A 22,689-nucleotide genomic window follows, 5' to 3' on the forward strand; every position below is an offset into this window, starting at 1 on the left:
TAAACCCGTGACAGGCGAATTATGTTCAGCCATTCCGCATGTTAACTTTGCCGGGAACCGCCGCTACCATGCGGCGTTTGCCGGGTGGGAACGAATGTTTCGCGCAGACGTGAAGGCGTCGGGTTTGAAGGGGTACGGGGTGCAATCCGGGGGCGATGTCCGAGTTCGTATCGGCACCTCTTTTCATTGCTGCCTCGGCATGTCGGTGCTGGCGTTCGCGCTCGTCTCGGCTGCGCCCGCCTTTGCCCGGCACGATAACGCGCCCAGCCCGGAGAAGGCCGATCCGACGGACCAGGCCGTCGATCCCGCCATCGATCCCTCCTTCGACGCGGCGCTGCCGCCGCTCGATGCGGTGCAGGCGCCGCCCGCCGTCGGTGCGCCGACGCAGGCGGTGACGACACAGGCGGTGACGGCGCAGCCCGGGACGCCGCCGGCGGTCGCCCAGCCTGCGTCCATGCAACCGGCCCCCGCGCAGGCGACGGCCGATCCCGAACTGGCCCAGCCGCTGCCGCCGCTCGCCGGCTTCGATCCGACGCCGGATACCAGCAAGGCCAGCGTGCCGAGCACCGAGGAGACCCGTATCCGCTATACGGTGAAGGTCGAGGGGCTGTCCAAGATCGGCCTCGAAGACGAGTTCCGCAGCCTGTCCGAGCTGGATAGCGGCAAGAAGAAAGCGGCCAATTCGGCGCAGGTCGCCGCGCGTGCCAAGGACGATGTGGCGCTGGCCGAAAAGATCCTGCGCTCCGAAGGTTATTATGACGGCGTCGCGTCGTCCACGGTGGCGGCGGTGCCTGGCCAGCCCGGCCAGGTCGCCGCGACGATCAGCGTGACGCCGGGGCCGCGCTATGTGCTGTCCAGCATCGCCGTCACCGGCGCCGCGCCCGAGCCGACGACGCTGGCGACCGCCGCGCTGACCTCCCAGGTCCAGGTCGGAAAGCCGATCCGTTCGATCGCGGTCGAGGGAGGGGAAGCGCAGATTTCGCTCCAGCTGCCGGAGCGGGGCTTCCCCTTCGCCAAGGTCGGCCAGCGCGATATCCTGCTGGATGATGCCACCCATGGCGGCGACTATACGGTGCCGCTCGAGGCCGGCCCGAAATCCAGCTTCGGCCGGGTGCGGCCCGACGGCAAGGGCGCGACCCTGTTCACCGAGGAGCATCTCGCCGTGTTCCCGCGTTTCAAGCCGGGCGATCTTTACGACAGCCGCAAGACCGACGATCTGCGGCAGGCGCTGGTGGCGACCGGCATCTTCTCGACCGTGGCGATCCAGCCGATCGATACCGGCCAGAAGGCGGCCGACGGCACCGAGATCACCGATCTGCTCGTCACCGAGGAAAAGGGCCCGTGGCGGACGCTGGCGGGCTCCGGTGGCTATGGCACCGGCGAGGGCATCAAGGCGGAAGCGAGCTGGACCCATCGCAACCTGTTCCCGCCCGAGGGCGCGCTGACGGTGAGCGTGATCGGCGGCACGCTGGAGCAGGGGGCGAACGTGGCCTTCCGTCGCTCCAATGCGGGCCAGCGCGACAAGACCTTCCAGATCGTCGGTGGCTTCGATCGTTCCAATTATGATGCCTATGAGGCCAAGTCGATCAATCTGGCGATGAACTGGTCCCGCCAGTCCACCCCGATCTGGCAGAAGCGCTGGACCTATACCTATGGCGCCGAATTGATCGGCACCAACGAAAAGGGCGCGGCGCTGGACGCGACCGGCGATCGGCCCCGCCGCAACTATCTGATCGGCGCCTTGCCGGTGCAGGTGGAATATGATCGCTCGGACGATCTGCTCAACCCGACGAGGGGCTTTCGCATCCTCGCCCGGATCAGCCCCGAGGCGTCGATCCAGAGCGGGTTCAAGACCTATGCGCGGCTGACCGGGCAGGGCACGGCCTATTACCCGATCGGCAAGTCGGTGGTGCTCGCCGGCCGCGTGCTGGTGGCGTCCATCCAGGGCGCGAACCTCGACGACATCGCGCCGTCGCGGCGCATCTATGTCGGCGGCGGCGGATCGGTGCGCGGCTATGGTTATCAGCAGCTCGGCCCCAAGGACGCGCAGAACAACCCGACCGGCGGTCTGTCCTCCACCGAATTCGCGCTGGAGGCGCGCTATCGCTTCGGCAATTTCGGCGTCGTGCCCTTCTTCGACGGCGGCCGCCTCGGCCAGACCTCGTCGCCCAGCATCAGCCACATGCGCTACGGCGCCGGCATCGGCGGGCGCTATTACACCAATTTCGGGCCGCTGCGCCTCGACGTGGCGACCCCGATCGCCCGCCAACCGGGTGAATCCAAGATCACGCTCTACATCTCCATCGGGCAGGCCTTCTGATGGCCGGGCAGGACGACATCGCGCCGGGTGAAGGCGTCGCGGCGACGCCACGCAGGCCGCTTGGGGCGCGGATCGCCAAGTGGGTCGGGATCGTGCTGGCGGCGCTGATCGGGCTGGTTCTGGCGCTGGTCCTCGGGCTCAACACCGGGCCGGGCAAGCGCTTCCTCGCCGGCCAGCTCGGCGGCTACACCACCGCGTCGGGCATCAACATCCATGTCGGCGCGATCGAGGGCTCGATCTACAGCCACATGATCCTGCACGGGCTCGAAATCCGTGACCAGCAGGGGGTGTTCATCACCGCGCCGGCGGTGGACATCCGCTGGCATCCGTTCGCCTATATCCATTCGAAGATCGATCTCGACAGCGTGACCGCCGGCGAGATCCGGATGCTGCGCAACCCGGCGCTGAAGCCGGTGCCGAGCGATCCCAATGCGCCGACCATTCCCGACATCGATCTGACGCTCGGCCATCTCCACGTCGATCGTTTCATCCTCGAGCCGCCCGTGACCGGCAAGCGCAGCATCGTGAAGATCGACGGCAACGCCAAGATCGCCGATCGCAGGGCGCAGTTGCTGGTCGAGGCCGATACGATCGCCGCGCCCGGCGTCGCGGGCGGCGACCGGCTGCATGTCGATATCGATGCGGTGCCGGGCGAGAACCGGCTCAAGATCGACGTCAAGCTGAACGCGCCGGCCGGCGGGCTGGTCGACAGCTACGGCAAGCTTGGGCGGGCGATGCAGCTCGACATCGGCGGGCAGGGCGACTGGCATCTGTGGCAGGGCAAGGCGGCGGCGACGCTCGGCGGCCAGCCGCTGGCCAATGTCGACCTGACCGCGAGGGACGGCAGCTTCCGCGCGCTCGGCGACGTGATGCCGGCGATGATGCTGACCGGCCCGGCCGCGCGGATGACGTCGCCGGCGATCCATATCGACGCCGCGACCACGCTCGACAAGCGCGTCGCGGATACGACGATCAGCGTCGCCTCATCGGCCTTTGCGGCCCACGCGCAGGGCGTGCTCGACTTCGACCGGAGCCGGTTCGGCAATTTCCAGCTCGCCGCCCGGCTGCTCACCCCCGGCGCGATCGCCAACGGGCTCTCGGGCCGCAACGTCCAGGTCCAGGCGACGCTCGACGGCGCCTTCATGAAGCCGAGCATCGCCTACAAGATCGCGGCCGACAGCATCGCCTTCGGCACCACCGGCATCGAGAAGCTCGCCGCGCAGGGGGCGACCACCTACAGCACCGACAAGGTGGTCGTGCCGGTCCACGCCACCGCGCTGCGCGTGACCGGGCTCAACGCGGCGGCCGGCGGGCTGGTCACCCACCTGCGCGTGGATGGCGACATCGCCTATGCCAAGGGCCAGGTCTTTTCGGACAATCTGCATCTCCGCTCGGATCGGATCGACGCCACCGCGCTGATCCTCGCCGATCTGGCGAGCGGCAAATATACCGGCGCGCTCAAGGGCCGGGTCAACGACTATGACGTCAACGGGCTCGGCCGGATCAATCTCGTTACGGATGCGAAACTGGTCACGGCGCCGGGCGGCGGCTTCGGCGTGAAGGGCCATGTCCGCGTCGACACGAAGAAGATCACCAACGCCAGCCTCGCCCAGCAGCTCGGCGGCAATGCCGTCATCACGGCCGATGTGGGCTATGATCCTAAAGTTGGGGCCACGATCGGCAATCTCCGCATGGCGGCGCCCGATCTGCGCATCGATCATGGCAGCGGGAGCTACAATCTCCAGACCGGCCAGATCCGCGCGCAGGCCGGCGCCTGGTCGCGGACCTACGGACCCGCCACCGTCACCGCCAGCGGCACCATCGCCAATCCGCGGGTCGAGCTGAAGGCGGCGCATCCGGGCGTCGGCATCGGCCTCGCCAATCTCGATGCGACGCTGACCGGATCGGCGGCGGGCTATCGCGTGCAGGCCAAGGGCGGAACCGATTATGGCCCGTTCACCGCCGATGTGCTGATCAGGGCCGGCAAGGGGCCGCTCGCGGTCAATATCAACTCGCTGCTGCTCGCCGGCATCACCGTCCACGGCGCAGTCGTGCAGACCGCCGCCGGCCCGTTCGCGGGCACGCTGTTCGTGGCGGGCTCGGGCCTCAACGGCCAGGTCGCGCTGGCGGCGGCGGGCCATGACCAGAAGGCGGACGTCAACCTCACCGCCAGCGGCGCCAGGCTGCCCGGCAAGATGCCGATCACGATCGGTTCGGGGCTGATCCGCGCGACGCTGGTGATGCTGCCGGCCGGTCCCTCGATCGCCGGCTCGGCCGCGCTGGTCGACGTGCGGAGCGGCACGCTGCTGGTCCGTTCGGCGCGTGCGAAGATCGATTATGCAGGCGGCCGCGGCACCGCGGCGGTGACCGCCAGCGGCACCAGCGGCGTGCCGTTCGACGTCGCGGCGCAGGCGAGCTTCACCCCCGAACGCATCCTCGCCAACCTCAAGGGCTCGGCCAACGGCATCGCCTTCAGCCTCGCGCGCCCGGCGACCGTGGTGAAGCAGGGCCAGGATTATGTCCTCCAGCCGGCGACGCTGGTGCTGCCGCAGGGCTCGGTCGATCTCTCGGGTCGCTACGGCGAGACCAGCGAGGCGCACGCGAAGCTCAACGGCGTCGACATCGGCATCGTCCAGGCCTTCGCGCCGGCGCTGGGTGTCAGCGGCAAGGCGACCGGCACCGTCGATCTTGCCCTGCGCGGTTCGGCGATCCCCGATGCCCATGCCCGCATCGACATCACCGGCTTCACCCGTACCGGCGCGCTGGTGATCTCCGATCCGGTCGACATCGCGATCCTCGGCACGCTCGGCCATCAGGGCAATGCCGTGAACGCGCTGATCCGGCGGAGCGGCACCACCATCGGCCGCGTGCAGGTGCGGATGGCGGCGGCCTCGACCATGAGCGGATTGATGGACGGCCCGATCAATGGCGGCATCCGCTATAACGGCCCGGCCGAGGTGCTGTGGACGCTCACCGGCATCGGTGGCCAGACGCTGGCCGGCCCGATCGCGATCGGTGCGGATTTCTCCGGCAAGGTCAGCGCACCGCAGCTCAACGGTGTGATCCGCGCCAACCAGCTCCGCTACGAGAACAGCGCGACCGGCACCACCATCACCAACATCAAGATGGACGGGCGCTTCACCCAGTCGCAATTCCTGCTCAACAGCCTCAGCGGCAACGCCGGCAAGGGCACGATCCAGGCGTCGGGCTCGGTCGGCTTCGCGGCGGACAGCGGCTTCCCGATCGCCATCACCGCCAAGCTGGACCATGCTCAGCTGGCCCATTCGGACGGTCTCGGCGCCACCGCGTCGGGCACCATCGCGGTCACCAACTCGAAGGCGGCGGGCGGCCTGATCAAGGGCGACATCAACATCCAGGAGGCGCGGTACAATTATGTCCGCAACGACGCCGCGCAGGTCGACGATCTGACCGGCATCCGTCGCAAGGGCGCGCCGCCGGTCGATCCGACGGCGGCTGCGGCCGGCCCGGCACCGAGCAACTGGAAGCTCGATCTCGGCATTCGCGGCGACAACCAGATCTTCGTCTCCGGCATGGGCCTCGAATCCGAATGGTCGACGCGGATGAAGATCGGCGGCACCGTCACCGCGCCGAGCGTGGTCGGCAAGCTCCAGGTCGTGCGCGGCACCTACAGCTTTGCCGGGCACCGCCTAGACGTCGCCGACACCAGCACGGTGCAGTTCAACGGCCCGCTGCTCGATCCCGATCTCAACATCTCGGCCACCACCTCGGTGGAGGGCGTGGATGTCGGCATCAATATCGGCGGCACCGGCACCCATCCGCAGATCACCTTCACCTCGACCCCGACCTTGCCGCAGGACGAGGTGCTGTCGCGGCTGTTGTTCGGTTCCTCGGTGACGTCGCTGTCGCCGATGCAGGCTCTCCAGCTCGCCGCGGCGCTCAATTCGCTGCGGACGGGCGGCGGCGGGGCGGGCGCGCTCGGGAAGCTGCGCGGCGCGACCGGGCTCGACCGTCTGCGCGTACTGGGATCGGACGAGACGACGGGGCGCGGCACCTCGCTCGCGGCGGGCAAATATATCTCCAAGAACATCTATGTGGAGGTGATCAGCGACGCCAAGGGCTTCACCCAGACCCAGCTGACGATCGCGCTGTCCAAGGCGCTCAGCATCCTCAGCCAGGCTGGTGGCGTGACCGGGCCATCGGTGACGCTGCGCTACTCGAAGCAATATTGAGGGGCGCCCGTTACCCTGAGCCGGTCGAAAGGGGCTTCCCTTCGACCGGACGAGCGTCACCGGCAGCGTGAGAGACGCGCCGGCAAAAGGATAGGGGTGCGCAGCCCTTAACGCGGGCCGATGGTCGCCCAGATCGGCAGATGGTCGCTGGCTCGCAGCGCCAGCGGCGAATGGTGGGTGCCGGCGTCGATCACCGCCAGGTCAGGCGTGGTCATGATCCGGTCGAGCCGCGCGATCGGGCGGCGGGCGTGGAAGCTCGGCGGCGTTGCCGCGAACTGAAAATGATTCATGAAGTCCTTCAGGCAACCGCCCGCCAGGCTCCATTCGTTGAGGTCGCCCATCAGGATGGTGGGCAGGGGTTCGTCGCAGGCCTCGACATGCTCGATCACCGACCGCGCCTGCTTGCGTCGCCACAGGCCGGAAAGGTCGAGGTGCATGCCCACGATCCGCACCTGTTGTCCGTAGATCGCGATGTCCGCCATCACCGCGCCGCGCGGCTCCAGCACCGGCAATGTGAGTGGACGATGATCGAGGATATCCGCCTCGCGTCGGACGAGGATGGCGTTGCCGTGCCAGCCCATGCCGCCGGGGCGGATCTCATAGGGCACTGGCTTGTAGGGGGAGTGCTGGGCGATCGCCTCGAACGGGATCGCGCTCAGGCGTGTGCCGACACGCCGATCCGCCTCCTGGAGACAGACGATATCGGCGCCCACCTCCGCGAGCACGGACAGGATGCGCTCGGGCGAACGCTTCCCGTCCGTGCCGACGGCCTTGTGGATGTTGTAGCTGGCGACCTTGATCGGCTGCCCGGCGGCGGTCGTCACTTCTTGGTCTTGGCGCCCTTGGTCGTCTTGGCGGCACCCTTGCGGTTGAGCGCGAACCAGCCGAGCGCGGCACCCGCGACGCCGGCGGCGAGCAGCACCAGGGCGGTGTTGTCGCCGGTAGTGCGCGCGACGGCGGCCGATCCACGGCGGACATAGTCGCGGCCGGTATCGATCGCGCCCTTGGCGGTGGGGGCGGCCTCCTCGATCAGATCCTTCACCTTCTCGCGGACCTTGCCATAGCCATCCTGCACGGTGCCGACCGCCTGGTTGAGATAGCCCTTGCCTTCGAGTTGCTCGTCATTGGCGACCTTGCCGACGACTTCCTGCCCGGTACCGACCAGCTTCTTGGCGGTGCCCTTGATCTCGTCCTCGTTCATGTGCGTGAACTCCTTGAAAGTTTATCCTGTCTGGGTGACCAACGCCCGAATCGCGCGACGGGTTCGCACAATCGGTTCGGATGTGAAAGGATGACAAGAATGCGCGCGTTGATCGGTGGTTTGATCGGGCTGGTTCTCACCGCACCGGCGCTGGCTGCGACGCCCTATTGGGCGAACCCCTTCAACCAGAAGCTGCTGGCGCTGGGCCAGGCCGATCGCGACGGCGCGCTGCGCCGCTCGATCACCAGCAGCGACGAGAAGTGCGGCCGGCTGAGCAGGAGCGCCTATCGCGGCCCCTATGGCAATCTCGGCATGTGGGTCGCCCATTGCGAGCCGGGCGGCGATTACAGCGTCTTCACCGGGCCGGACGGCAGCGTGCAGGTGCGCCAGTGCGCCGACATGAAGGGCCTGAAGCTGCCCGAGTGCGGCAAGCTGTAGGTCAGGCTTCGGCCGATGCCTTGTCGGACACCGCCGTCGTCCATCCCAACGTGGGGAGGGCGATGGCGCGGCCGCCGCGCAGATCGATGCGGACGACGATGGCGCCCTGCTGTTCGAGGAAACCGAGCAGGCGCTTGGCCCGCCCGGTCGAATGGGTGCCATAGACCCGCGCGATCTCGATGTCGGAGGGGCAGGGCATCCGTTCCAGCGCAGCACGGGCGATCAGCAGGAACACGCCGCGGGCGTCCTCCGGCAGGGTTTCCGCTTCACGGGCGGCGTCCGCCATCGGATCATCCTCGGCGATCGCCGCGTAAAGCCCGGCCCGCGCCAAGGACAGACGGGTGCGGAAGCCGGCGAGATCGAGCGCGGCATCGGTAAGCCCGCGCATCCGGCAGCGCACGCCGAAATCCTGAAACAGCACGGCCGCCGGCCGGAAGCTCTCGCCCTCGTCGGTGACGATCTCGGCCAGGCAGGCGGCGACGATCGCGTCGCGCTCCTCGGGAGAGCGTTCGAGGCGGCTATCCTCAGGTGCTGCGGCGGGCGCCTCGATCGAGCGGAGCAATTGCTCCATGCTCGGCCTCGGCGGGGAGGGCGCGGGCGCCGGCATGGGCAGTTCCAGCTCGGTCGGCCGCTCGAACAGCGAAGCGCGCTGGGCTTCGTCGGGGACGGTCGGCAGCGGCATCAGCTTGGGCGATGCGCTGCGCGCCTGCGTCTCGACGTCGCCGATCCTGATCGGCAGCGGGCGACGCGACAGCGCCGGCCCCAAGGCGATGAAATGGCCGCGCGCGAGATCGCGAAACTGTTCGGCCTGCCGCCGCTCCAGCCCGAGCAGATCGGCGGCGCGCGCCATGTCGATATCGAGGAAGGTCCGTCCCATCAGGAAGTTGGAAGCTTCTGCCGCGACATTCTTGGCGAGCTTGGCCAGCCGCTGGGTGGCGATGACCCCGGCGAGGCCGCGCTTGCGGCCCCGGCACATCAGGTTGGTCATCGCGCCGAGCGACAGCCGCCGCACCTCGTCCGAAACCTCGCCGGCGACCGACGGCGCGAACAGCTGGGCCTCGTCGACGACCACCAGCGCCGGATACCAATGTTCGCGCGGCGCATCGAACATCGTGCTGAGGAAGGTGGCGGCGGCGCGCATCTGGCCTTCGACCTCAAGCCCTTCGAGCGTCAGTACCACCGAGACGCGCTGCTCGCGGATGCGCAGCGCCAGCCGGCGGAGTTCCACCTCGCTGTGCGCGCCGCCATCGACGACGACATGGCCGAAGCGTTCGGACAATGTGGTGAAGTCGCCCTCGGGATCGACGATCACCTGCTGGACCCACTTCGCCGAGCCTTCGAGCAGGCGGCGCAGCAGGTGCGACTTGCCGGAGCCGCTATTGCCCTGGACGAGCAAGCGGGTGGCGAGCAGTTCTTCGAGATCCATGGCGGCACTCGCGCCATCCGGCGCGGTGCCCATGTCGACGGCAACGGTCATGCTCGACCTTCTAGGGGCGATCGTCCTCACCGCAAGCGAGTCGGCGCGAACCATCCCCAGAAAAGCAACGGGCCGGCCCTCCCGGAGGAGGACCGGCCTGCCGCTTTGGATGAAAAGCCTAGAAGTGGAAGGTCACCGAGCCGCGATAGATCTGATAGCTCAGATCCTGGCGCTTGAAGACGGTATCGGCCGAGACGCCGATATCCACGGTCGGGCCGACGACGGTGAGGCCGCCGCCGGCCTCGCCCCAGTTGCGATCGCGGCCGAACGAGCCAAAGTCCGCGTTGGGCACGTCGGCACCGGTGAAGTGCGCGAAGATATCCGCGCCATTCTTGCGGAAATCATGGACATAGGCGGCATCGATATGCGGGCGGATATTGCCGCTGTCGAAGCTGATCTGGCCGCCTGCACGCGCCTGGATGCTGTTGAAGTTCCGCTTGGCATAGGTCAGCGAGCCGAGGCCGCCGCTTTCCTGCCCGCCCTCGAACTCCAGATGGCTGGCGCGGATCGACGCTATCGGCGTGAATTTGAGGCCCGACATCTTCAAATCATAGCCGAGCGCGATCTCGCCCGAGACGATCGGCGCATTCTCCTCATTGTGCAGCTTGGCGGTGGCATCGCCCAGCGAGAATTGCCGGCGCGTCTTGACTTGGAGCAGGCCGCCCGAGACCGAGGTGTTGATGAACGCGCCGCCGCCGAAGCTGTAGCTGCCATAGGCCGCGAGCTGGAACATGTTGCTGCGGGCGCTCTCGCCGGCCAGCGCATCGCCCTTGCCGTGCGAGTAGCTGGCGGACATGCCGGCGGTCATCTTGTCGTCGATCTGCTTTTCGAGGCCGCCCGCGACATACCAGCCCGAAAGATCATCTTTCTTGCCGGACAGCAAATTGGGCAGCGGCCGCGAAGACCCATCCAGATAGCCGCCCGCGACATAGGCGCTGACGCCCTCGGGCAGCGGCACGGCGGTCGATTGCTGCGCCGGATTGGCCTGCATCAGGCCCATCGCGACGTCCTGAGCGGTCTGGTAGCCGGTGCGGACGACGCCGAGCGGGTTGCCGAGCACCGCGAGTTGCTCGCTGGCGCCGCCACTGCGCAGCAGCGAGAGGCGATCACGATAGAATTTCGCGAGCGCTTCGTCCTGCATCCGGACCAGCCCGACCTCGGTCTGCTGGGCATAGGGGCCGGCCGCTTCCAGCGAGGCCTGGATCTGTTCCTGGCTGAGATAGTCGCTCTGATAATAGAAGGACTTCAGCGCCGACGATGCGCGGCTGCTGTCGAGCAGCTGGGCATAGGCGGACTGGATCGGCGAGGCGGTGTTGATCACGCCCTGATAGGGGCGGGCCTTGATCGTGACGGAGAGCGTGTTCGCCGTCTGGGTGATCGACGGGTAGAGGATCGCCGACAGGCTCGTCACCGCGCCGAATGCGTCCTGCAGTCCGCCTTCCGCGGTGATCAGCGTGAAGCTGTCGCCATAGGTCGGCCGATAGCCGGCGACCGGGGTGAGCGCGAGCAGGCCGCCGAGATCGCCGACCCCGGTCAGCACGTTCGCGGCAGCCGGATCGATGAACGGATTGGCGACGATATCGAGGTGATCCGAGGTGCCGTTCGGCCCGATATCGATGTAAGTGCGGCTGGCCGACGACATGATGACGTTGCCGCCGACGGTCAGCGTTCCGATCGTGCCGAGACGACCCGGTGCGATCGCACCCATCACCGAGATCAGGTTCGGCGCGATCACCGTGCCGCTGCCCTGGAGCAGGCCGCCAATCAGATCATAGTCGCCGATCGAGATATAGGTGCCGTCGACGGTCATCGTGCCGGCGGTCTGGGTGGTGTCGATCAGGCTGGCGAGGCCGGCGTCCGCGTCGATCGTCAGATTGGCCTTGTTGCCGGCCAGCTTCAGCCGGTCGATGATGATGTCGGCGCCCGACAAAGTGGTGGTGCCGTCGGCCGACAGCGTCACGTCGTAATAGCGCGCCGGCGCGCCGGTCGTGATGTCGCCATCGGTGTCGTTGGGCACGAAGCCGGACGATCCGGGGGCGCCCTGCACCAACTCGCCGCCGACCAGCGCCGAGCCTTCCGCCGGCGGATCGCCGACCGGATCGAGCACTGCGGTGGGGGCGTTGATCATCTGCTCGGGCGCATCCTGCGCCTCGTGGATGGCGCTGCTGCCGAGCGCCAACTGGCTCGCGCCCTTGTCGTTGGTCGTGGCGGAGGCGGTCGCGCTGCCGGACGCGGCGGCCTGCGGGGTGCCGTCGGTCGGGCTTTGCGGTACGATCACACCGCTGGCGAGATCGACGCATTCGACGCCGTCGCAGACATTGCCGAATTTGGGCGTGGTGCCGTCGATGCCGGCGGCGGGCGTGGTCGGCAGGCCGTTGACCAGCTGGCCGTTGGCACCGATGATCTGGTAAGCGGGATCGAGGTTGATCACCCAGTGATTGGGATCGGTCCAGCTGCCATCCCCCGCCTTGGCGCCGACATATTTGTACGGGTTGTTGGCGACGATCCAGTCCCAGAACAGGTAGAGCGGCTGGTAGAAGCTGGTGGTGCCGTAGGAAGCACCGGGCTGCGCGTTGTAGTAACGCGATCCGCCGGAGAGCACGCCGGCGATCACCGGCTTGGCGAAGGCCTGGTCGATCAGCAGGGGGCCACCGGAATCGCCGGGCGCAGTGATCCCCTCCTTGTCGAGCGGGAGATCGCCGAAGATGCCGAAATCGAAGCGATTGGCGTAGCCGGGGCTGTTGAAATCGATCTGATAGAGATTCTGCGGCAGCCCATCGGGCGAACCGAACAGGAAGCCATCGACATCGTCGAGCGAGCCGAGCACCGAGACGATATTCTCGGCCACGCGGCGCTTGAAATCGAGGCTGCCCTGGCCGGTGGTGCCGATGCCATTGTCGCCATAGCCGGTGATCGTGGCGTGGACCGGGCCGCTCAACGGGCTGAACAGCATGTCGGTGGTCGGGACGCCGGTGACCGGCGTGTCGAACGCGATCAGCGCGACGTCGCCCTGGAGGAAATTATTGTCCGGCCCGAGATCCAGCGAGTGCTGGTTATAGACGACATAGCTACCGTTATAGAATTGATTGGTCTTGCTCGTCTGGAAGCTGCTCTGGAACCAGTCCTGGATCGACGGCAGGTTGTTGGCCTGGAAGCCGACGCCGATGGCGGTGCCGCCCTGGTTCGCGCCATAGGAGGTCGACGGCGCGTCGTTCACGCAATGCGCCGCCAGCACGACGGTGCGCGGATTGATCAGGGTCGCCGTACACAGGCCGACGAAGCCGTCACCCTCATCGACCACCATCTGGCCGACGCCGGTGATGTTGGTCGTGTCCACGATGCTGCCGGGCGTATATCCGTCGTTGATGACGACGGCGGCGGCCGGCATGGCGGCAAGCGCCGCGCTCAATGCTGCGAACGCGGTCGCGCCGAGCGCGACCGAGCGGGCCTTCTTGATGGCCATGTGCTTGTATCCCCTGTTTTTACCATCCCTCAATGGCACAGGCAGAATGCTTACCGGGGGTGAGTGGGTCAAGCGAAGCGGGGTAGTAAAAATGAACAAGAGTTCATGTTGTGGCAAGAAAGCCTCAGCCCGGCAAAGGTCGGTTCCGGTCAGCCGCGATCATGCTTGTCGGCGCGGCGCTTGCCGTACAGCAATTTATGTTCGAGCCGGCCGCGCAGGGCGGCATAATAAGTGTGCAGGAAGGCGAGATCGCGAGGCCCGCCATCGTCGCTCCAATGGCGGCGATCGATCCGCTGGGCAATAGTGAGGGTGACGGTCGCGACGGCCGCGGGCTGCGCCTGCCGGATCACCTGTTCCAGCATTTCCAGCTCGTAGACGCCATAGGCATCGAGTTCGGCCTCGGTGAAAAGGGTTTCCTCCGCGTCGGCCGACAATTCCGGCAGGAGTGGACGTTTCGGCACGCGGATCACCCAGGTTCCGGCGAGCAGATCGCCCGCGCGCAGCCGATCCCGGTTCATCAATGGCATGAGCAGAAAGATCGCCGTCCAGCCGAGCGCGCAGATCAGGATCCAGCTCTGGTAGCCCCGGGTGGCGAGGCTGGCCACCATCAGCATGATCGGCAGGAAGGCTTCCACTTCCCGCAAGGCGTTGCGCGCGATCACGGAATCGAGCGTCAGCCGGCCGCCATGGCGGGCGATCACGCGCAGGCCGAGCGCCCGCTTGCCGGGCGTGGCGCCGCGGGGCCGCGCCTCGAACCAGGTGAAGTAGAAGTTGCGCAGCAGGAAGAGCCCGATCGTCCAGATCAGACCGAGCACGCGATCGATGCCTTTGCCGGGGATCGACTTGGACACGAACAGCAGGAAGATGGTGATCGCCACGATCGATCCGACCAGGATCAGCATGTCGATCAGGAAGGCGCCGGCGCGCTGGCCGGCATCGCCCAGTTCCAGTGGCAGCGGCACCCCTTCGGGCGTCACCAGCATGCGGACGCGCTTGATCTCCTTGGGCATCCGCGCGCTCATCGGCGGCGCCCCGCCGGCCCGTAGAAATAGGCGAGCCACAGCGCCAGCATCGCACCGCCGATCAGGTAGCGCAGCCAGTCGATGGTGACGAGCTGGCGCACGAAGCCTTCGAGCAAGGCCGCCACGAACAGCATGACGACGACGCCCGCCATCACCGTCCCCGATTGTCGCCCTGCCGCCGCCATGCCGTCCAGCCGGGAGAGCCGGCCGGGGAAGGCCACCGCCCAGCCGATGCGGATGCCCGCCGCGCCCGCCAGCGTGATCGCGAACAATTCGGTGGTGCCATGGACGAACAGCCAGCCGACCAGTTCGCCGGCCAATCCACGATCGGCGTAGAGCGCGAGGAAGGCACCCAGCGTCAGCCCGTTCATCAGGATCAGGATGGTGCTCGGCACCGCCAGCAGGAAGCCGAGCGCGAAGCACAGCAGCGAGATCTGGGCATTGTGGGTGAACAGGAAGGTGGCAAGGCCTTCCAGCCCGTCGGTGCCGCCTTTGTAGAGGATGTCGCGCAATTGCTGGGTGGTGGCGCTCGGCGATCGGCCCTGGGCCATGCCGCCGGCCAGCGCCATGAACCAGTTCGAGTCGGAGGCGACCAGCGCATAGCCGGCGATCGTGCCGGCGACGAGCAGCAGCACCGATCCCACCGTCTCGCGCCACAGGCTGAGCACGGCGGCGGGCCAGTCATGCCGGAAGAAGGCGGCGATGCGCGGCCCGATCCGGCCCCGCACTCCGTAGAGGAAGAAATAGGCGCGGGTGGACAGCCCCTCGAGATAGTCGATCAGCGCCCGATCCAGCGACGTCTCCCGCGCCACCGCCAGCGCCGAGACGGTCGCGCGATAGAGCGTCGGCAGCGCCAGCAACTCCTCGTCGGTCAGCGCTGCGGCAGAGCGTTTCTCGACCTTGCTCAGCAACGCGTCCAGCCGACGCCAGTCGGCTTCGCGTTCGGCGCGGAAGCGGGCGGAGGGGAGTGGATCGAGCCGTCGCTGCACGGGTGCGGGTGGATCGGGATCGCGCTTGCGACGGAAGGGCAAAGTGAGGGCCATCAGCGCCGCTTCTCCCAACCATTCGCACTGAGCGCAGTCGAAGTGCGTGTCGCCAACGCGCGGCTCGTGGCACGTCCCTTGGCTGCGCTCAGGACGAGCGGGAGAAGGCGGGTGCCGGGGATGGTCAGAACGCGCATCAGATGATCCCCTGCCGCTTGAGGCCGAGATAGGCCTCGACGAGCGCAGTGCCGGCGGCGTCGTGGCGGGCCTCGACGATATGGACGCCCATGCGCTTCAACCGGGCCGCGACGATCGCCCGATCGCGGAGCAGGGCCTGAGCGGCGACGGCGCGGGTGACGTCCTCGAGCGTTTCCGGCTCGGCGGCGGCGAGGCCTTCCAGTTCCTCGTCGCGGTAGATCAGGAACATCAGCAGGTGGCGCTGGAGCAGCGGCGCGCAGGCGCGGACCATCAGTTCCGCGCTGGTCGGATCGGTGAACTCTGTGAACAGGACGATCAGCGTGCGGCGATCGAGCGTCTGCGCGAGCCGGGTGAGGCCGAGCGTATGGTTCGCCTCGCGTGTACCATAGTCGATCCCGGCGGCGAGGCGTTGCAGGCGCGGAAAGCTGGCGATGCCGGCCGAGATCGCGCCGGCCGCGATCGGCTGCTCGGCATAGGCGAACAGGCCGACGCGATCGTCCAGCTTCAGCGCGACATAGGCGGCCAGCAAGGCGGCCGAGACGGCGCGATCGAGGCGCGGCACCCCGCCCAGCGGCTCGGCCATGGCGCGGCCGGCGTCGATCGCGAGCATGATCTGGTTGTTGCGCTCGATCTGCCAGTCCTTGGCGAGCAGGGTGGCGTGGCGGGCGGACTGCTTCCAGTCGATCGAGCGCCGGTCCATGCCGGTCGACCACGGCACCAGCGACTGGAATTCGCTGCCGGTGCCGACCTGTCGCCGCGCGGTTTCGCCGGTCTGCGCCTGCTGGATGAGCAACTGGCTCTGCTCGCGCACCGGGCGAAGATCGGCGGTGATCAGCACGCGATCGTCGCGCAGTTCGCGGCGCTGCTTCCAGATCAGCCCGAGCGGCCCCTTCCAGCGCAGCCATACCGCAGAAAGGCGGCCGATGCCCCGTCGCGCGGCCTCGAAGTCGATCGTTTGGACGGTCTGTCCGGCGGCGAAATCCGCGCGGACGGAGTCGATCGGAACAAGGCGATCGTTGGCGTCCACGGAGGACTGCACCCGGCTGCGCGCGGTGATGCCGAGCGTGAGCGCCACGCGACTGCCGACTGGCGCCGTGCCCGGCAGGCGTAAATCGCTCGCAACCTGGTGGCCGCCCGGTGCCATGGCGGTGTCCAGCACGAGCAACAGCAGCACGAACAGCATCCAGCCGAAGCCGATCGTCCACAGCCCCGGCCAGACGACGCCGATCATCAGTGACGCCGGCGCACCGGCCGCCATCAGCAGCACCGCGCGCGCGGTCGGGTACAGGCCGCCGCCGGATCGGGCCGGGCGCCATCTCATCGCGGCGCGGCGACCTCCGCGATCAGGGTGGCGACCACCTCCTCGGGCTTGCGCCCGTCGATCTCCGCGGTCGGCGAGAGGGCGATGCGGTGGCGCAGCACGGCGGGTGCCAGCGCCCGCACATCGTCCGGCACCACATAGTCGCGCCCGTCCAGCGCGGCGGCGGCGCGGGCGGCACCGGCCAGCATCGCGGCGGCGCGGGGGGAGGCGCCTGCGGTGAGCTCGATGCTGGTCCGCGTCGCGCGGATCAGGCGGACGATATAGGCGACCACCTCGTCGACCAGCGTGACAGCCGAGACGGCGGCCAGCGCCTCGGCGAGCGTGGCGGCATCGGCCTGCCGCGCTATGCCCCAGCGCTGCGGCGTGGTCGAACCGCGATCAGCGCCATGGCTGGCGACGATGCGGATCTCCTCGGCCTCGTCGGGATAATCGACCAGCAGCTTGAACAGGAAGCGATCGAGCTGCGCTTCGGGCAGCGGATAGACGCCCTGATTCTCGATCGGGTTCTGGGTCGCCACCACCATGAAGCGATCGCCGAGCGGGTGGGACACGCCATCGAGCGTCACCGATCGCTCCTGCATCGCCTCGAGCAGCGCGGCCTGGGTCTTGGGCGGGGCGCGGTTGATCTCGTCGGAGAGCAGCAGGTCGCAGAAGATCGGGCCGCGCGTCAGCGAGAATTGCGAGGTCTGGAAGTTGAAGATGTTGGAGCCGGTGATGTCGCCGGGCATCAGATCGGGAGTGAACTGGATGCGCTTGAAATCCAGGCCCACGGTGGCGGCGAAGCATTGCGCGAGGAAGGTCTTGGCGGTGCCGGGCGGTCCTTCCAGCAGCACATGGCCGCCAGAGAACAGCGCGATCAGCAGATGGCGGATCGTCTGGTCCTGGCCGACCACCGCCTTGCCGATCTCGCCGGCGATGCGTTCGCCGAGCCCCTTTACGTCGTCCAGCGTCATCGCGTGCGGTTCCTTCTCCAGCGATACAGCGCGCGCGCCGCACCGAGCAATTGGTCACGATCCTCGGCCGCCTCGGCGCGCCAGGCGAGCGTCGCATAAGGCGGATCGCCGGCATTGCGGCCGGCACGATCGAGATAATGGTCCAGAGCCTCTCCCGAGAGGCGGGCCGGCGCATGGGTCGCCTGCGCGGTGAGATCGCGGGTGAGCGCGGCATAGGCGGCGCCGACGCGATGCTCCCTGCGCGCGGCGCGGAACAGCATCGCCGCATTGTCCACCAGCGTGCGCTTGCCCATCGCGATGGCACGGCCGGCGGCGATCGGCGCGCCGAAGCGGACGGCACCGTGCAGCCCGGCGAGCAGCGCCGCCAGCACGATGCAGAGCGTCACCGGCAGGAAGGGCGGCTGGAAGATCAACCGGAGCGGGCTCTTGTCCGCCTGCTTGGCGAAGCCGTTCATGGTCAGGTCGAAGGCGATCTCGTTGGTGGTGGAGAGATCGTCGATCACCTGCCAGCCCTGCCGTGCGGTCCACGGATCGGCGAGGCCCTGGTTGTTGAGCAGGTCAGGATCGGCCAGGACGTAAACGGGTCGCCCGATCAGCTTGCCCATCACCACCCGTCCATCGCGATCGAGCAGCATCGGCGTGAAGCCCATGCCGACGAGCCGCTGCTGTTCCCGCTGCCCGCCGATCGCGGCGCGGGCGAGGCGCGGGATGGCGGCCGGTTGCGGCGGGATCACTGTCTTGCGGAACGGCGTCTGGTCGACCGCCAGCTTGGGGGCGATCTTGTCGAGCGCGGCAATCGCGCCCTCCGGCCAGATGGTGTTGACCTTGAGGCTCCATTCGCGATTATCCGGCATCGGCCGGGTCAGCCACTTGGGCAGCACGATCAGCGTCGGATGACCGGCGCGCGCCGCCAGCAGCCTGGCGAGCTGCGCACCGTCGCTGTCATATTCGGGCGTCACGATCAGCAGCGCGGACGAACCGAGCAGATCGGTGTCGCGGACGATCAGCGAATGGCTGCCGATCGCATCGGTCAATTCCACCAGCCCGGCATAGCCGTTGCCGGAGGTCGAGAGGGCGTGGCCGCGCGCGTCGTGCCCGCCCTGGAATGGCGGGGCGAAGGCGATCAGCAGCAGGAAGCCGGCGAAGGCGATCACCGCGACGCCGACGATCAGCAGCACGGTGCGCGGGCGGAAGGGGGGCTGTTCGGCAGTCGCGCTCATCGCCAGTTCCCGGCGAGCGCGAAGTCGGCATAGGCGTCGCGCGCCCGATACCACGCATCGGCGGTGGCACCGCGATCGGCGAACAGGCTGATTTCCACCACCTCGGCGATGGCGCCGAACGCGGGGCGGGCGGCGGCAGGAATCTCGGGCGTGGCGACGAGATCGCGGCTCGTCGTGTCGGCGCGGACGAGGCCGGGGCGCTTCCGGGTGATATCCTCCACCGATCGCAGCAGGATCAGCCGCGCGGCCTCGGCGTAGCGGCCGGCGGCAGCCAGTGCGTCGGCCTCGGCGAGCAACGCGCGCGCGGGCGCCGCATCGGGCTGCCATTCCGGTTCCGCGGTGGCGGTTTCGGCGGGCGAACCTCGCCACGGCCAGCGGATATCGATGAACTGGCTGACGATCATGTACAGGATGAACAGCGCCAGCCCCGCCAGCACGACCCAGGTCAGCACCCGCAGCAACGGCCACGCATGACGGATCCAATAGGCGAGCACTTCCAGCCAGTGCGGGGTGCGCGGGCGCGGCGCGGGCGGCAGCGCGAACTGGATGCGGGAATCGGCGAGGACATGGGCATGGGCGTTCGCGAAGGCATGCCTGCCTGCGTTGGCTGCTCCGGAACCCCCAGACGATGGCACGCGCTACAAACCCCCAGCCTGCCCCCAGGCTGCGGCGAGACTATCCGTTTCGGCGTGGCGCGCAATCCCTGCCGGCATGCGCTGGACAGATCGTTTCGCCGGATGACAATATCGGGCAGGGGGACGACACGGGGAATCGGAAAATGGGGACGGCATTGATCACCGTGGTGATCTTGTTGGGGGGGCCGTTGGTCACGCTCGGGATCTGGCTGTGGCTCCGATCGCGCCGCGCGCCGGTGGCGCTGATCGAACCGCTCGATCTGGGCGAAGTGCTGGCGAAGGCCTTTTCGGTCTTCATGCCGGCCGGATGGCCGCTGATCCTGCTGGCTGCCGTGCTGATCGGCTTGCCGCAGGGCGCTTATTATCTTCTCGTCCAGCCGATCGTGCTCGAGCGCACCCAGGCCTTCGCTACCACGGCCGGCCACACGCCGAATCCGCTCGCGGCATTTCAGGCGATGATGTCCGCGCCGGTGCTCACCGGCATATTGGCCGAATTTCTGTTGGCCTCCGCATTTTACGTCGCGGCCTTCCTGTTCCTCGTTCGCCGCTTCGAGGGCAGGCCGATCACGATCGGCGCGGCACTCGCCGCGACACCCGCCCGCCTGCTGCCGGCATTCGGCGTCGCTCTGCTCGGCTATATCGGCGTGCTGCTCGGCATGGTCGTCTTCATCCTGCCCGGCATCATCCTCATCCTGAGCTGGTGCGTGGTCGTCCCGGTTCTGGTCTGCGAGGATGCCGGATGGCTGGCCAGCTTCAGCCGCAGCCGCTGGCTGACGATCGGTTCGCGCGGGCGGATATTGGCGCTGCTCCTGCTCGTCGTCGTGACGATGATCCTGCTCATGCTCCCGACCGGCGCCTTGACTGGCGTCCTGGCCGGGCACGCGACGCAGGCGTCGCCGCTGTTCCCCGCGATCTGGCATGTCGTGTTCGGCATCGTCATGGCATTCTTCCAGGCGGCCTTGCTGTCGGCCCTCTACGTCGAATTGCGACGGATCAAGGACGGCACCTCGGCGCCGAGCCTGGCCGAAGTGTTCGCCTGACGCGTATTTCAGGCGCGACGCAGGCCGGACACCTAGCGGGTGCAACCTGATCGACGGGCCGGTTGACAGGCCCGTTGATGGAGAATGCCGATGAAGACCCTTCATATCGCGATGGCGTGCAGCCTGATCGCCTCCTTCGGTCTTGCGACCGCAGGCCACGCCCGGCCGCCGCATCATCGCATCTGCAAGGTGACGTGGGCCCATCACCACAAGGTTCGCCGCTGCCGTTAGGCTGAGATCGCGTCGCCGTCGCCCTCGGGCCGGCGGCGAAATACGCACCGCGCGACCTTGCCGTCGAGCCTGGCTCTGCGCGCGTCATCTGCCGGTCCTGGCGTGGAGAAACCCGTCTCCGTAACCGAGCGGACATCCCGAGCGAACCCTGGGGCATGGCGGCCGCACTTCCTTTCCGTTACCCCTTGCGGGAACCCGAGGCGATCGGCCGGGCGGGAGAAGCGATGCGCGTGGATGATGCCGATGAATGGGGAGCGTTGATGGCCGCTGCGCAGGGCGGCCATGGCGGTGCCTATCGCCGTCTGCTCGGCGAATTGCGGGAGTGGCTGGTGCGCTATTTCGCCCGTCGTCTTCCGCAGGGATCGGTGGACGACGCGGTGCAGGATACGCTGATCGCGATCCACGAGAAGCGCCACACCTATGATCCGGCGCGGCCGTTCCGGCCGTGGCTCGCAGCGGTCGCGCGCTATAAGTGGATCGACCGGCTTCGTGCGATGGGGCGCGAGCGTACCGAGGAATTGCCCGAAGCGATCGGCGTGGCGAGCCATGAGGCGGCGGTGACCAGCGCGGTGGTGCTGGGCGGGCTGCTCGATCGACTGAAGCCGGCGCAGGCGGAGGCGATCAGGCTGGTCAAGTTGCAGGGTTTCAGCGTGGAGGAGGCATCGGCACGCACCGGGCAATCCGCCTCGCTGATCAAGGTCAATATCCATCGCGGGCTGGGGCGGCTCGCCGATGTCATCCGGAGCGCGCCCGATGCCGAGTGAGCGCCTGATCGAAGATCTTGCAGCCGGATTGGTGCCGGTGCGCCGTCGCACCGCGTCGCGGGACGCTATGCTGCTCGCCCTGCTCGGCGCGGTCGAATTGGGGCTGTTCCTGCTGATGGGCGCCGGGCGCCACGATATCATGCTGGCGATGCTGCTGCCGTCCTTCTGGTGGAAGCTCGTCAGTCTGGCGCTGCTCGCGCTGCTGGGCGCCGCGACGGCCTTGCGGTCCTTCGATCCCGCCGCTTCGCCGCGCCGCGGGTTGCGCTGGATCGGCTGCCTAGCCGGGCTGGCCCTGCTGATCGGTTGGGCGATCGATGCCGGGCATGGCGGTGGCGGAGACTTGGCCAGGCGCCTGGATTGGCGGCATGGCGTCTATTGCATGTTCGCGATGGCGGTGCTGTCCATCCCTATGCTGATCGGGCTCGGCCTGCTCATGCGACGGGGCGCGCCGACCGATCGGGCGGGAAGTGCGCTGGCGGTCGGGCTGGCGGGGGCGGCGTGGGGGGCGTTCGTCTTCGTTTTCCAGTGCCCGCACGACGATCCCTTCTACATTGCGATCTGGTTCGGGCTTGGTTGTGGGCTGGTGGCGCTGGCCGGACGGTTGCTGGTTTCGCTGGTGACGCGCTGGTAGGCTGTGGCGGGCTTATCCGGGGGCGGGGGCGGGGACGCCGGGACTAAACCTAATTGGCGACGTCGCTGAACAGGCCGTCCAGTTGTTGCCGGGCTTGCGGGGTATAGCCCTTATCGTCTCCGACGCGGGGCAGTTGATCGGCGATATGCTGCCGGCGCGCGGCGGCGAGCATGTCGAGCTGGTGGACGCTCTGCGCATATTGCCGCCCATCCGCCGGTTGCAGACCGAGCGGCGAACTCCAGCGTTCGAGCTCCGGGAAGCGGCTGCGGAAATCGAGTTCGTTCCGGAGCCGCTGAACCTCTTGCCGCTTGGCAAGTATCTGGACGTCGATCGCATGGCTCTGGCTGCCCCAGGCAGCGATACGCAGCGACAGCAGATAGCCGGCGATGCCACCGCACGAAATCACCGCGATCGCGATTACGGCGGCCACCACCGCGAGCCCCTGCCCGATCGGGGGAATGCGCGATCGTGCGCGTTCAGGGAAGGACCATGCCATCGTCTCAGTCTGGTACATCGTTCCTGAACGATCGATGAGTTGCAAGGCGCTAAGCGCCGGGCGCCGGGCGCCGGGCGGGGGGGCT

Annotated in this window: 18 protein-coding genes; 7 read left to right on the forward strand and 11 right to left on the reverse strand. The window is 67.9% G+C overall.

The annotated features are described in order from the left end of the window. Positions 1–199 precede the first annotated feature (199 nt). Positions 200–2,320, forward strand: coding sequence for an autotransporter assembly complex protein TamA (locus PBT88_RS07975; protein ID WP_270078663.1), 2,121 nt, complete (start codon positions 200–202; stop codon positions 2,318–2,320). After that, a complete protein-coding gene (locus PBT88_RS07980; RefSeq protein ID WP_270078664.1) occupies positions 2,320–6,531 on the forward strand; it encodes a translocation/assembly module TamB domain-containing protein in 4,212 nt (1,403 codons plus the stop codon). Before PBT88_RS07975 ends, PBT88_RS07980 begins: the two co-directional genes overlap by 1 nt. Before the next feature lie 107 nt (positions 6,532–6,638). Here PBT88_RS07980 and PBT88_RS07985 read toward each other — a convergent pair whose 3' ends face one another. Together PBT88_RS07985 and PBT88_RS07990 are read right to left on the reverse strand one after the other, a co-directional pair. After that, positions 6,639–7,355: an endonuclease/exonuclease/phosphatase family protein gene (locus tag PBT88_RS07985; protein WP_270078665.1), complete on the reverse strand. Its 717-nt coding sequence runs from the start codon at positions 7,353–7,355 to the stop codon at positions 6,639–6,641. Next, entirely contained in the window at positions 7,352–7,732 is a 381-nt protein-coding gene (locus tag PBT88_RS07990; RefSeq protein WP_270078666.1) for a CsbD family protein, read from the reverse strand. Before PBT88_RS07990 ends, PBT88_RS07985 begins: the two co-directional genes overlap by 4 nt. A 99-nt stretch (positions 7,733–7,831) precedes the next feature. Between PBT88_RS07990 and PBT88_RS07995 the strand changes: the two genes are divergently transcribed. Then, positions 7,832–8,170: a hypothetical protein gene (locus tag PBT88_RS07995; RefSeq protein ID WP_270078667.1), complete on the forward strand. Its 339-nt coding sequence runs from the start codon at positions 7,832–7,834 to the stop codon at positions 8,168–8,170. A 1-nt stretch (position 8,171) separates the two neighbouring features. Here the strand turns inward: PBT88_RS07995 and PBT88_RS08000 are convergent, their stop codons facing one another. The 8 genes from PBT88_RS08000 to PBT88_RS08035 all read right to left on the reverse strand — a co-directional run bounded on the left by PBT88_RS08000 (position 8,172) and on the right by PBT88_RS08035 (position 19,442). After that, positions 8,172–9,647 (reverse strand): ATP-binding protein, encoded by a 1,476-nt coding sequence (locus PBT88_RS08000; protein WP_270078668.1) that lies wholly within the window; start codon positions 9,645–9,647, stop codon positions 8,172–8,174. A gap of 118 nt (positions 9,648–9,765) precedes the next feature. After that, on the reverse strand, positions 9,766–13,110 hold the full coding sequence (locus PBT88_RS08005; RefSeq protein WP_270078669.1) for an autotransporter domain-containing protein: 3,345 nt from the start codon (positions 13,108–13,110) through the stop codon (positions 9,766–9,768). Positions 13,111–13,259: 149 nt separating this feature from the next. Continuing rightward, complete coding sequence (locus PBT88_RS08010; protein ID WP_270078670.1) at positions 13,260–14,120, reverse strand: RDD family protein; 861 nt, start codon at positions 14,118–14,120, stop codon at positions 13,260–13,262. Positions 14,121–14,128: 8 nt separating this feature from the next. Then, entirely contained in the window at positions 14,129–15,175 is a 1,047-nt protein-coding gene (locus PBT88_RS08015; RefSeq protein ID WP_270078671.1) for a stage II sporulation protein M, read from the reverse strand. Positions 15,176–15,311: 136 nt separating this feature from the next. Next, positions 15,312–16,634 carry a DUF58 domain-containing protein gene (locus PBT88_RS08020; RefSeq protein ID WP_270078672.1) on the reverse strand — a complete coding sequence of 441 codons (1,323 nt, stop codon included), beginning with the start codon at positions 16,632–16,634 and terminating at the stop codon, positions 15,312–15,314. Then, positions 16,631–17,587 carry an AAA family ATPase gene (locus PBT88_RS08025; protein ID WP_270078673.1) on the reverse strand — a complete coding sequence of 319 codons (957 nt, stop codon included), beginning with the start codon at positions 17,585–17,587 and terminating at the stop codon, positions 16,631–16,633. The genes PBT88_RS08020 and PBT88_RS08025 overlap by 4 nt, the downstream gene beginning before the upstream one ends. Beyond that, positions 17,584–18,807 carry a DUF4350 domain-containing protein gene (locus tag PBT88_RS08030; RefSeq protein ID WP_270078674.1) on the reverse strand — a complete coding sequence of 408 codons (1,224 nt, stop codon included), beginning with the start codon at positions 18,805–18,807 and terminating at the stop codon, positions 17,584–17,586. The genes PBT88_RS08025 and PBT88_RS08030 overlap by 4 nt, the downstream gene beginning before the upstream one ends. Continuing rightward, entirely contained in the window at positions 18,804–19,442 is a 639-nt protein-coding gene (locus PBT88_RS08035) for a hypothetical protein (RefSeq protein ID WP_270078675.1), read from the reverse strand. Before PBT88_RS08035 ends, PBT88_RS08030 begins: the two co-directional genes overlap by 4 nt. A 143-nt stretch (positions 19,443–19,585) precedes the next feature. Here PBT88_RS08035 and PBT88_RS08040 point away from each other — a divergent pair, with 143 nt between their 5' ends. The 4 genes from PBT88_RS08040 (at position 19,586) to PBT88_RS08055 (ending at position 22,108) form a co-directional block, all read left to right on the forward strand. Continuing rightward, positions 19,586–20,482 (forward strand): hypothetical protein, encoded by an 897-nt coding sequence (locus PBT88_RS08040; RefSeq protein WP_270078676.1) that lies wholly within the window; start codon positions 19,586–19,588, stop codon positions 20,480–20,482. Between the two features lie 90 nt (positions 20,483–20,572). Next, entirely contained in the window at positions 20,573–20,713 is a 141-nt protein-coding gene (locus PBT88_RS08045; protein ID WP_270078677.1) for a hypothetical protein, read from the forward strand. Positions 20,714–20,937: 224 nt separating this feature from the next. After that, positions 20,938–21,477: a sigma-70 family RNA polymerase sigma factor gene (locus PBT88_RS08050; RefSeq protein WP_270078678.1), complete on the forward strand. Its 540-nt coding sequence runs from the start codon at positions 20,938–20,940 to the stop codon at positions 21,475–21,477. Further along, on the forward strand, positions 21,467–22,108 hold the full coding sequence (locus PBT88_RS08055; protein WP_270078679.1) for a DUF1109 domain-containing protein: 642 nt from the start codon (positions 21,467–21,469) through the stop codon (positions 22,106–22,108). Before PBT88_RS08050 ends, PBT88_RS08055 begins: the two co-directional genes overlap by 11 nt. Before the next feature lie 49 nt (positions 22,109–22,157). Here PBT88_RS08055 and PBT88_RS08060 read toward each other — a convergent pair whose 3' ends face one another. Further along, positions 22,158–22,622: a hypothetical protein gene (locus tag PBT88_RS08060; protein WP_270078680.1), complete on the reverse strand. Its 465-nt coding sequence runs from the start codon at positions 22,620–22,622 to the stop codon at positions 22,158–22,160. Positions 22,623–22,689: the final 67 nt, after the last annotated feature.

The sequence above is a fragment of the Sphingomonas abietis genome (assembly GCF_027625475.1).
GTDB classification, from domain to species: domain Bacteria; phylum Pseudomonadota; class Alphaproteobacteria; order Sphingomonadales; family Sphingomonadaceae; genus Solisphingomonas; species Solisphingomonas abietis.